This is a genomic window from Microcystis sp. M_QC_C_20170808_M9Col (genome assembly GCF_007095495.1).
GTDB classification, from domain to species: Bacteria; Cyanobacteriota; Cyanobacteriia; order Cyanobacteriales; family Microcystaceae; genus Microcystis; species Microcystis aeruginosa.
In genome coordinates this window covers 1-10729 of sequence record NZ_SFBZ01000169.1, presented here as the reverse complement: position 1 = coordinate 10729, position 10729 = coordinate 1, and the positions used below count along the sequence as shown (strand labels likewise).

The 10729-nt window shown below is 38.8% G+C and carries 9 protein-coding genes and 3 pseudogenes; 6 read left to right on the top strand and 6 right to left on the bottom strand.

Features of this window, described 5'->3' with window-relative positions; genetic code table 11:
• Nucleotides 1–201 (bottom strand): annotated as a pseudogene (locus EWV68_RS10085) (hypothetical protein); the annotation flags it as partial.
• A 45-nt stretch (nucleotides 202–246) separates the two neighbouring features.
• On the opposite strand from EWV68_RS10085, the gene EWV68_RS10080 reads away from it, so the two are divergent.
• The 5 genes from EWV68_RS10080 to EWV68_RS10060 all read left to right on the top strand — a co-directional run bounded on the left by EWV68_RS10080 (nucleotide 247) and on the right by EWV68_RS10060 (nucleotide 5433).
• Nucleotides 247–528: a type II toxin-antitoxin system RelE/ParE family toxin gene (locus tag EWV68_RS10080; protein ID WP_002740810.1), complete on the top strand. Its 282-nt coding sequence runs from the start codon at nucleotides 247–249 to the stop codon at nucleotides 526–528.
• Nucleotides 529–537: 9 nt separating this feature from the next.
• The gene (locus EWV68_RS10075; protein WP_002737909.1) at nucleotides 538–852 is read left to right on the top strand and encodes a HigA family addiction module antitoxin; all 315 of its coding nucleotides are present in this window, start codon (nucleotides 538–540) and stop codon (nucleotides 850–852) included.
• 495 nt (nucleotides 853–1347) lie between these two features.
• Entirely contained in the window at nucleotides 1348–1554 is a 207-nt protein-coding gene (locus tag EWV68_RS10070) for a type II toxin-antitoxin system HicB family antitoxin (RefSeq protein WP_002740815.1), read from the top strand.
• Entirely contained in the window at nucleotides 1544–1765 is a 222-nt protein-coding gene (locus tag EWV68_RS10065) for a type II toxin-antitoxin system HicA family toxin (RefSeq protein ID WP_002790990.1), read from the top strand. Before EWV68_RS10070 ends, EWV68_RS10065 begins: the two co-directional genes overlap by 11 nt.
• A 125-nt stretch (nucleotides 1766–1890) precedes the next feature.
• Nucleotides 1891–5433, top strand: coding sequence for a DUF3110 domain-containing protein (locus tag EWV68_RS10060; protein ID WP_287169683.1), 3543 nt, complete (start codon nucleotides 1891–1893; stop codon nucleotides 5431–5433).
• A gap of 79 nt (nucleotides 5434–5512) precedes the next feature.
• Here EWV68_RS10060 and EWV68_RS10055 read toward each other — a convergent pair.
• The 5 genes and pseudogenes from EWV68_RS10055 to bchL all read right to left on the bottom strand — a co-directional run.
• Nucleotides 5513–5803 (bottom strand): annotated as a pseudogene (locus EWV68_RS10055) (hypothetical protein); the annotation flags it as partial.
• A 119-nt stretch (nucleotides 5804–5922) separates the two neighbouring features.
• Nucleotides 5923–6063: a hypothetical protein gene (locus tag EWV68_RS10050; protein ID WP_287169684.1), complete on the bottom strand. Its 141-nt coding sequence runs from the start codon at nucleotides 6061–6063 to the stop codon at nucleotides 5923–5925.
• 333 nt (nucleotides 6064–6396) lie between these two features.
• Nucleotides 6397–7200: a nucleoside phosphorylase gene (locus EWV68_RS10045; RefSeq protein ID WP_287169682.1), complete on the bottom strand. Its 804-nt coding sequence runs from the start codon at nucleotides 7198–7200 to the stop codon at nucleotides 6397–6399.
• Between the two features lie 77 nt (nucleotides 7201–7277).
• Nucleotides 7278–8678, bottom strand: coding sequence for a ferredoxin:protochlorophyllide reductase (ATP-dependent) subunit N (locus tag EWV68_RS10040; RefSeq protein WP_002790983.1), 1401 nt, complete (start codon nucleotides 8676–8678; stop codon nucleotides 7278–7280).
• A 377-nt stretch (nucleotides 8679–9055) separates the two neighbouring features.
• Entirely contained in the window at nucleotides 9056–9925 is an 870-nt protein-coding gene (gene bchL, locus EWV68_RS10035) for a ferredoxin:protochlorophyllide reductase (ATP-dependent) iron-sulfur ATP-binding protein (protein ID WP_002759152.1), read from the bottom strand.
• Between the two features lie 460 nt (nucleotides 9926–10385).
• On the opposite strand from bchL, the pseudogene EWV68_RS21860 reads away from it, so the two are divergent.
• Nucleotides 10386–10613: pseudogene (locus EWV68_RS21860) on the top strand (hypothetical protein); the annotation flags it as partial.
• Between the last annotated feature and the right edge of the window lie 116 nt (nucleotides 10614–10729).

Here is a 10729-nt window from a genome sequence, read left to right as displayed (position 1 = left end):
ACCAGAACAGAGTAAATCTGTTAAGGCAGGTGCGGAACCCCGCAAGGGAAAGAAGCAGAAACCTAAATCGTGAGGTTTGGGAATCGCCGTCCGTTTTACGGCGGCGAGGATGTCAATTGTCGTCGCGTCATCTTGGCCCCAGACGCATTCGCAGAAGTCCCTGTCTGGCCTGTTCCCCAACCAGTTCTGCCATTGGAGCATCCTTACGTCATATACTTAAAAGTAGGATAAGAAATTGTTTAGAGAGTGATCCAAAACTTTAAAGATAAAGAAGCTCAAAAAGTTTTTGAACGTAAACATTCGCGTAAATTGCCATTAGATATCCAACAAGTGGCATTGCGAAAATTGCGGATGCTTAATCGTGCGGAAACCCTGCAAGATCTTCGTGTCCCACCAGCAAATCGATTGGAACGTCTGGTTGGTGACAGGGAAGGTCAATATAGCATTCGGGTTAACGATCAATGGCGAATTTGCTTTGTCTGGCAAAACGGTGATGCTCTAGACGTAGAAATCGTTGATTATCATTGAGGTAAAATAATGAATGAAGATAAACTAATGCCAATTCATCCCGGTGAGGTTCTTTTAGAGGAATTTATCAAGCCAATGAACCTTAGTCAGAATCAAATAGCTCTGGCTCTTGGAGTTCCTGAACAATGTATTAACGAAATCGTTCACGGAAAGCGGTGTATCACGGCGGATATAGCTCTTCGGTTAGCTCGTTATTTTGATATGTCACCGCGATTTTGGCTGGGATTACAAATGGATTACGATCTGGACGTTGTTGAAGATGAAATAGGAGATCAATTGGACAAAGAAGTTGCTGTAATGACAGTTATTTGTGCAGAAAAGTAATTTGTTTGATATGTTCTAAGGCAGAAACTTGGAATATATCAAACAAATTTGGCAGCGACCCCCCTTGACAATCACGAATATTTGTTGTATCACGTTAAATCATAAGGTTGGTCTCTCTCAAAAAAAATCACAGTTCATCACATAATCACATCAATCACAGTACAGACAATGATGGAAGACTATGCAACAGGGTTAGAAGAACAAAGAAATAATACTCCTGTTGCTTGGTTACGGGATATAAAGGGTTCTTCGTTACTTGGTAATTGATTAGCTCGTTCTAGATTGAAAACAATTGGCAAAAATCGCAGCCATGTCTTTCTATATAAGGGTTTCACCCCTTATAACTCCCGTCCATTGCATAACACAAACCGAAGAACCATATAAAGTATAGAATCTTGTTATGTAGAAGTCTAAAGCATGATCTATATGATTATTTAATTGACTGTCATTCTAGCCTGACCTATAATTATGGAAAGCTCAATCAGGAAAGTGAAAATGAGACAGGTACTTACAGCGAGAATTTTTCAAGAAGATAATTGGTTTGTTGCCCAATGTTTAGAGGTTGATGTTGCTAGTCAAGGGGAAACGGAAACCGAGGCGTTAAACAATCTGCAAGAGGCTTTAGAATTACATTTTGAACCGCCTTGTGCGACAGTTATTCCCCGATTACAGAAGATAGAGGTAGAAATCAATGCCGCTTAAGCCTTTATCTTATCGTGAGATTAAACGCAAGTTGGAAGCGGCAGGGTTTGAAGTTGTTAGTCAAAAGGGGAGTCATGTTAAGTTTGCCAAGGATACTCCCGAAGGAAAAATGACAACGATTGTTCCCTGTTATAAGGAGGTAACAATCGGTACAATTAGCAGTATTTTAAGGCAAGCGGGATTAAGGGTTGATGAGTTTGAGCGTTTATAGTTAATATCCTCTATAGCATTCTGTGTCATAATCGCCCTATATCAAGGGGACTCATCCTATCATAGAGTCATCCGCCAAAAAACATCATAGTCCCTCATTCAATCATTCTAATCACAGTACAGACAATGAATGAACAACGCGCCCAAGCTTATGTTAATTTAATTGAACAGTTGCTCGCTTGTACTGATGATGAGGAACTCAATAAGATTCTGCAAGCAAATCAGGAATTGATTGATCCCCAATTTTTGCAGGTGATGGAAAACTATGCAACATGGTTAGAAGAACAAGGACATAATAATCCTGTTGCTTGGTTACGCGATATAGCGCAATGGTTGGGGCAATTTCTCACCCCTCAACCTCAAGTTTATATTCTTCTCTACAATGTAGGAACAGATAATGAAGGAATTCATACAATAAGTAGTCAAGAGAAACAGACAATATTACTGTTTGAAGCTTCAGCAGATGCAACTAATTTTGCACGACAATTAAGAGAACAGAATTTTCCTGTACCTAGCGTTGAAAGTATATTAATCGAAGAAATTATTGCTTTTTGTGAGGAAGCGGGTTATGACTGGGAAGTTGTGCCAGAGGGAGCAAATAAAATTCCGCCAGTTGAAAGCAGAGAATCTGGAAATGCACATCAAGAATATTTAAATTTTTTGATGAAGGCATTAGATAAAGTTCATGAAAATCCTGATCCTAAGTATATTTATCCTTTTTTTGAGCATAATCTTGATAAATTAGATGAAAAGTTAATAATTATTCTAGATAATTGGGTAAAAAATCAATTAGCATCCGTTGAAACAGAACAAGCTGTATATATCGCTGGTAATATCTTTACCTTGATCAATTTTAGTACCTTAATCCAACAATTCCCTCTAGGTAATATTGCCACTAATTTAGAAATTGCGATCACAGGTTATCAAGTTGTTTTAACTGGGTTTAATTTTGATGATTTTCCTGAAATTTGGGCAGATACGCAAGATAATCTTGGTAGTGCTTACCAAAACAGAATCAGAGGAGATATAGCGGAGAATTTAGAACTATCAATCGCTGCTTATACTGAAGCATTGAAAGTGAGATCTTTCGATAATTTTCCTAAAGATTGGGCAGATACACAAAATAACCTAGCTAATACCTATACTAAAAGAATTAGAGGAGATAAAGCCGAGAATTTAGAACTTGCGATTGCTGCTTATAATGAAGCATTGAAAGTCAGAACTTTCGATAATTTTCCTCAAGATTGGGCGACGACTCAACATAATTTAGCTCTGGCTTATGTGAAGAGAATTAAAGGTAATAAAGCTGACAATTTAGAACTGGCGATTACGGCTTGTAACGAAGCATTGAAAGTCAGAAGCATTGACAAAATTCCTCTAGGTTGGGCAAATACAAAAAATACTCTAGCTGCTGCTTATGCCGATAGAATTAAAGGTGATAAAGCTGAGAATTTAGAACTAGCGATCAAATTTTACAACGAAGTATTGCAAGTGAGAACTTATGATAAATTTCCTAGTGTTTGGGCTGGCACACAATGCGATCTAGCCAGTGCTTATGCGGATAGAATTAGAGGAGATAAAAAAGAAAATTTTGATAAGTCTATCAATTTTATTCAAGAAGCTCTAAGAGTTTATAATCGTGATGCTTTTCCTTATGAATGGGCATTAACACAAAATCATTTAGGGACTGTTTATGGTGATCGCATTAGAGGGAAAAGGGCAGATAATCTAGCGTTAGCGATTACCGCTTTTAATCTGTCTTTAGAAGTATATACTCCGACGGCTTTTCCCATAAACTGCTTACGAACAGGACGAAACTTAGGAAATACTGCTAACTTTATCAAAGACTGGGAAACCGCCATCAAAGGCTACAACTTGGCTATCGAAGCAGTAGAAAATATCCGACTCGAAGCCTTAAACCCCCAACGACAACAAGAAATCCTCTCCGATGCAATGGATGTTTATCATGGCATTGTTCAATCCTATCTCAACCTCAATCAACCAGATTGCGCCTTAGAATACGTTGAACGCAGCAAAACCCGCTATCTAGTCCAATTGCTTACCGATCGAGATATCTATCCTAAAGGTAATATCCCCCAAACTATTATTACGGAATTAGATCGCCTCCGTCGTGCCATTATTGGGGAAGAACAACAGTTAGCCATCCAAGAACAAACCCGCAATAGGGGAGGAATTTTAACCCTAGATCAACAAAAACAACCCATCTTAAATGACTATACTCACCTCAATCAATTAAAACAAGAATTAAATCAACTAATTGCCGACGAAATAACCCCCATAGATCGCGCTTTTAGCTTAACTCAAAAGGTTGAAAGCATTCCTCTAAGTGAGATTCAATCCTTAATTGATCAAGATACTGCCATCTTAGAATGGTATATTGCAGGGGATAGTATTATGGCGTTTATTGTTACTAATGAGGGTTTGATCCCCCCTAACCCCCCTTCAAAAGGTTTGATCCCCCCTAACCCCCCTTCAAAAGGTTTGATCCCCCCTAACCCCCCTTCAAAAGGGGGGAATAGTGAGGTGAAAGGGGTTAAAGTTTGGCAATCTTCAGCAGAAGATCGAGAAAAATTGATTAATTTTATTAAAAATTATCGTGATGCTTACGAAAATAATAAAACCGCGTGGATTAATAATCTTAATGATTGTTTAAATCAACTATCAGAAATTCTCCAGATTGATGAACTTTTAGAACTGATTCCTAAATCTTGCTCTCGTCTCATCCTAATTCCCCATTGGTTTTTACATATTATTCCCCTTCATTGTTTACCCCTAAACAATGGACAATTTCTCTATCAACGCTTTTCTAATGGTGTAGGATACGTTCCCAGTTGCCAACTCTTAAAACTGGTAAAATCATTACAGCGTGAGAACTTTACTCGTCTTTTTGCTATTAAAAACCCCACCAGAAAAGACCTAAAACCTCTCTTAGGTGCAAATCTAGAAATCGAGAGAATTAGTCAAGGATTTGCTGCAGAAAAAACCATTATTATTGGGGAATTAGAAGCATCAGAACAAACCCTAGAAAACCGTCGTCAAGAATTACAAGCATCTCATTGTATTCATTTTTCCTGTCATGGTAAATTTAATAATGAATCCCCTAGAGATTCTGCTTTAATGTTAGCAGATCCAGACGGTAACTTAAGAGAATCAGCTAACCTTACTCTAGCAGAAGTCTTTGAAAAATTTGACTTAAGAGAATGTCGTTTAGTCACTTTTTCTGCTTGTGAAAGTGGTATAATAGAAAGTAAAGCTGATAGTATTAGTGATGAATATGTGGGTTTACCTAGTGGTTTTCTATTTGCAGGAAGTTCTAGTGTTGTTAGCACCCTTTGGACAGTAGATCCCCTAGCAACCACGTTATTTATGGCTAAATTTTATCACGATCTTAAACGGATTTCTATCCAAGATCAAGGGAGTATTGCTATTGTTTTAAATCATACTCAAACTTGGTTAAGAACATTGAATAGTAAAAAATTAGCCCAAACAAAAAATAGTCAAGAATTCCAGCAATTACTCGATCAAGTCTTTGAGAGTAAACGGGATAGAAGAAAATTCCAAGACTTATTAGAAGCTGCGGTTAAACGTGAACCCTATCCCTTTGCCAATCCCTATTATTGGACGGCATTTATCGCAACAGGAGTTTAATCTATTGTTCCTTGAGAATACAATTAAGTTGAGGTATTCTCCCCCCTTTTTAAGGGGGGTTGGGGGGGATCACTTTGATTTAAGAATCAGGATAATTTTGACAAAATTTATCCAGTCCTTGATCCTGAATATAAACAGCAACTATAGCAGATAAAATTCCCGCGACTTGCGGAGGACACATCAAATATCCTACAATAATACCTGTTAAAGTAGGGATAAGTGCGGGTAAATATTTTTCTCGCAACTTCGGTTGACAAATAGAATCACGACATTTATTAAGAACAATAACAAACCAACGAAAATCAGCATTATCTTCTACCCCTTCAATCCCGTTACGAGTGGCAATAGACTCAGCAGCATCTGCTAAATCTCGGGAGCATCTCACTTACGCGATTTGGAACGAAATAGAGGCTTTTAAAGACTGCGTACCTGGAGAATTAAAACAAGAATTACCCTCGAAAAGCCTATTTTTCCACTAAGTATTTATGCTCATTGCAAAGGTGAGATGCTCCCTAAATCTCCCTCCCATTCCTCAATAACATCAAGTGCAATTAAAGCGTTCTCATTGTCCGCAAATTCAATACGGTACTGAGCAATTTTTTCCGGTGTTAACTGCGTTGCGTCTGACATAATACCATCCTTAAAGCTAAAACCAATTTTTTCCCATTATCTCACCTTATAATCGTCTCGTCGCTAAAGTTTTTGACTTTACCGATGGCAAGTTAATCCGGTCAAGATTAGCTTAGAAGACTAAGAATAAGCTAATTTTTTGGGGTGAGAATTTACTTTTGTCAAAAATCATTACATATTCGCAACAAAATAAACTTTTTTGGTCAAACTAATATACCCTACTTAGACAAGGCGATCAATTATTTTGTCCCAGGAATTACGCGCTAAACTTATCTCCTGTGATCCCCAAAGTCAGGAAAAAGAGGAAGTCTTAATGAAGATGATTTCTGAACATTAATCAATTGAGGATGGGGAGAGGTTGCTAACGGTCAATATTGCCACCTGAATCGCTTTTTCAATGGCCTGTTGTTTGCTTTCTAAACTAATCCCTTCCTCTTTACTTCTTGCGGCAATCACAGCACAAATACAAGCGGCAGTAAATCCATAAACCCCCGCCATTTTAAATAAAGTTCCCGCTTCCATTTCATAATTGAGAATATTTAAACGTCGATATTCTTCCGTAATTCCCTCTAAGTGACGCTGAAGATAAGGGTTAGCAGAAGACACAATTCTTTCCTGTCCTTCATAAAAACTATCCACAGAAGCGGTAATACCTAAATGATAATTTACTCCCAAAAATTGAGCCGATTTGACTAGAGCAACTGTCAAAAAAGGATCCGCCACTGCGGGATATTCCGGAGGAGCAATATCATTAGCTGCACCTTGCCTACATAAAGCCGCTTGCGAGATAATAATATCACCAATTTTTATTCTATTTTGAATTGCGCCACAAGTACCAATACGAATAATAGTTTTAATTCCCACCTGTATTAATTCATTAACTACAATACTCAAAGATGGCGCACCCATGCCACTGGTAGCCAGAAGAATTGGGATAGAATTATCTAGATAGCCAAGATAACTATTTAATCCGCGATAATCCGATAGTAAACGTGCATTTTGTAAATAAGTTTCAGCAATATAGCGCGAGCGTTCTGGTTCCCCCGATAATAGGGTGATAGTCGGTTTTGCCGTGCCTAAATCCTCACTGCTAAAGTTGAGATGATAGGGTTTTTGGTGAGATAAGTTATTGGACATTGACGTGAACTAAATACAGAAAAAAGGTAAGGAATTGATTTTCCTTACCTGATGATTGTAGCCTTTTGAAAACAAATTTACACTTTTGCTGACTCTTTAACTAACTTGTCCCAACCCAATTCCTTGAGGTTATTGTTGCGACGCAGGGGACGAGTAGCTAATTCTAAAATATCTCGCGCATTGGTAAAACCATGAATTTGAGCAAAAGTAAATTCTACCGACCATTTAGTGTTAATTCCCCGCGCTTCTAAGGGATTTGCATGGGCCATTCCTGTAATCACTAAATCGGGTTTTAACTCGTAAATGCGCTGAATCTGATTGTAGTTATCAGGTTTTTCGATAATTTTCGGGATGGGAACACCCATATCATTACAGGTTTTTTCTAGTAATGCTAATTCGGCCGCTTGGTAGCGTTTATCCATGTAAGGAATACCGATTTCATCACAAGTCATCCCGCAACGAATTAGGAAACGTGCCAGAGAAATTTCTAGTAAATTATCCCCCATAAAGAAGACCGATTTACCGCGCACAAGTTGCAGATAATCCTCTAAACTTTCCCAAATTTTTGCCTCTCTTTCTTCTAATCCCTGCGGTTGTACTCCCAAAACCGAACAGATTTTTTCTATCCAAGCGCGGGTTCCATCCGGACCGATGGGAAAGGGTGCGCCAATTAATTTACACTTACGACGACGCATTAAAGTGGTGGCAGTTCGTGATAGAAAAGGATTGACACCAGCCACATAATAACCTTCTTCAATTACCGGTAATTCAGTAAAACGTTTGGCAGGCAACCAACCATCAATTTTAACTCCTTGTTTTTTCAATTCTAGGGTTAAATTGGTCACAATCGGGTCGGGAACAGAACCAAATAAAACCAAAGGATGATGGTCTTTATATTCCGATTCTTCCTGTTTAATTTCTTCTTTTTTACGTCCAAAAGTTAAGAGTTTCTGGATAGCATTCCGTTCTTCTTTTTCATCTTCGTGCTTAACTTTTTCGGGACATTTATGCACCATAGAAGCGAGGACGGTATCTTCCCCTTGGGTAAAGGCATAATCTAAACCATTAGCGCGCGCTGTCACGATAGGAATACCGATTTCTGACTCTAGTTTCGGTGCTAATCCTTCTAAGTCCATTTTGATGATTTCGGTGGTACAAGTACCGATAAAAACGATAACGCTAGGGTTTCTATCTCGTTTAATTTGTAAGCAGAGGCGTTTTAATTCTTCGTAGTCTTTTAGTTGAGCGGAAATATCCCCTTCTTCTAATTCAGCCATAGCATAACGTGGTTCAGCAAAAATCATCACCCCCATAGCATTTTGCAGGAAGTAACCACAGGTTTTTGTGCCGATAACAAGGAAGAAACTATCTTCGATTTTTTGGTATAACCAAGCAACACAGCTAATCGGACAAAAGGTGTGATAGTTGCCGGTTTCACAATCAAATTGTAAAGCGCTCGGTTCTTGAGTGGCGGTCATGTTGTTTGGTTCTCCTTTAACTTGGTTTATTTTGGTTTTCTCGTTTTATCTATTCTCTAATCTTTTGTAGTTCACTATCTTCTGATGGATTAAAAGTTTCTAGTTTCTTCTTCCGACGGATCAAAATTCAATCCTCAGACTTCTACCAGTTTGTCCCCATCGGAATTAAGCTGACAAAAGAAATACATACATACTGATAACTTAAGTTCTAAAGCTGCATCGAGTTGGGTGGTGGGCCCGTGGGTAGGGTGGGTTAGGCGACGATAATTTAGGCTATTAACTAATAAGTTAATTATTCGCCGTAACCCACCCAGAAAAAGAGTTTATTGGTGGTTATTGGTGGGTTACGCTGTCCCTAACCCACCCGACAAAATAATCTAAACCATCATCAGGTCTAATTCTTCCTCGGCGTTAACTTTCGGTTTATCGGCATTAAGATAGAAATCCGATAATAAAGTGAATAATTCCCGGTCGGCAGATTCTTTGGGAATAACTCCTTCTGGTTTGGCTAAAATCTGATCGGCAATGTTGAGATAATAGTCACAAACGTAACTTAACATCGGATCTTTGTCGGCCATTTCAAAGAGAGTTTGACCTTTAACTCTGGAGACGCGAATATCTTCAATTAAGGGTAAAACTTCTAACACTGGCATGGGAACATGATCTACATATTTATTAATTAAATCGCGTTTTGAGGTGCGATTACCAATTAATCCGGCTAGTCGCAGGGGATGGGTGCGCGCTTTTTCTCGGACGGAAGCGGCGATGCGATTGGCGGCAAAAAGAGCATCAAAGCCGTTATCTGTGACAATTATGCAGTAATCGGCGTAATTTAAGGGTGCGGCAAATCCTCCACAAACCACATCCCCCAAAACATCGAACAAAATCACGTCAAATTCATCAAAAGCGTTCAATTCTTTTAATAATTTCACCGTTTCGCCGACGACGTAACCGCCACAACCGGCACCGGCCGGAGGCCCCCCCGCTTCCACGCATTTGACACCACCGTAACCGTCATAGATAACGTCTTCGGGCCAGATGTCTTCGTAGTGAAAATCTTTTTCTTGCAGGGTATCGATGATTGTGGGAATCAGAAAGCCTGTCAGGGTGAAGGTGCTATCATGCTTGGGGTCACAGCCTATTTGTAGGACTTTTTTGCCTCTTTTGGCTAAAGCGGCCGAAATATTACAGCTTGTTGTCGATTTACCGATGCCACCTTTTCCGTAGACTGCGAGTGTTAAAGGCATGGAAGTTCTCCTAAATGTGCGCTTGAATGGTGAGTTTGTTTATCAGTGCTTTGATCCCAATTATTGACCATCTCCCCACCCCTTGGAAAGAGGCTCAATTTTTATCTGCTATAGCTAGAGTGAGATTGAACGCTTAAAAATTATATAAATAATCTTTTAGAGCTTATAAAGTTTTTTAAAGTCATAAAAACTTATAAAAACAGCTTTGTTTATACATTTACTTTAAATACAAACAATAAACAAAAAACCACCAAAGCTTTACAAAAACTCGATAAACAGGGTTTTACCGTGGCAAACCAGAACAAAAAAGGTCAAGATAGAGGCAGTCTAGAGACCGATGTCAGATTTTCGTGAATAATCATTACAATTTTCCCCGTCAGCAGATTAAATAAATCGATCCTGAGAAGGATGCTGAAAAAAGCTGTAGTACAATTAGAACAAAGTACCTGTAGGGTTTCCCATGCGAGTTAAGCAAAAAACGCTGACTACACTCTTATTAGAGAATAAGGCTCCTAAATATCGTCCTTTTCTGGGGTTTTTTCTGGCTGGGTTTCCTTTGCTGTTTTTAGCCTATGTGGTTTCTTTCCAGCGCGCTTATCTCAACTGCATGAGGTTAGGCACAAAAAGAATAGATTGTCAATATGTCCAAGAGTATAATTTTCCTGTTTCTAGTCGGGAAAATTTTTCTGGTTCTTCGGTTTGTGTTATGCAATGGAGGGGGGTTAGAAGGGATGAAACCCTTATATAGAAAGACATTGCTTCGATTGTTCCCAATTGTTTTCGATCTAGAACGAGCTAATCAAT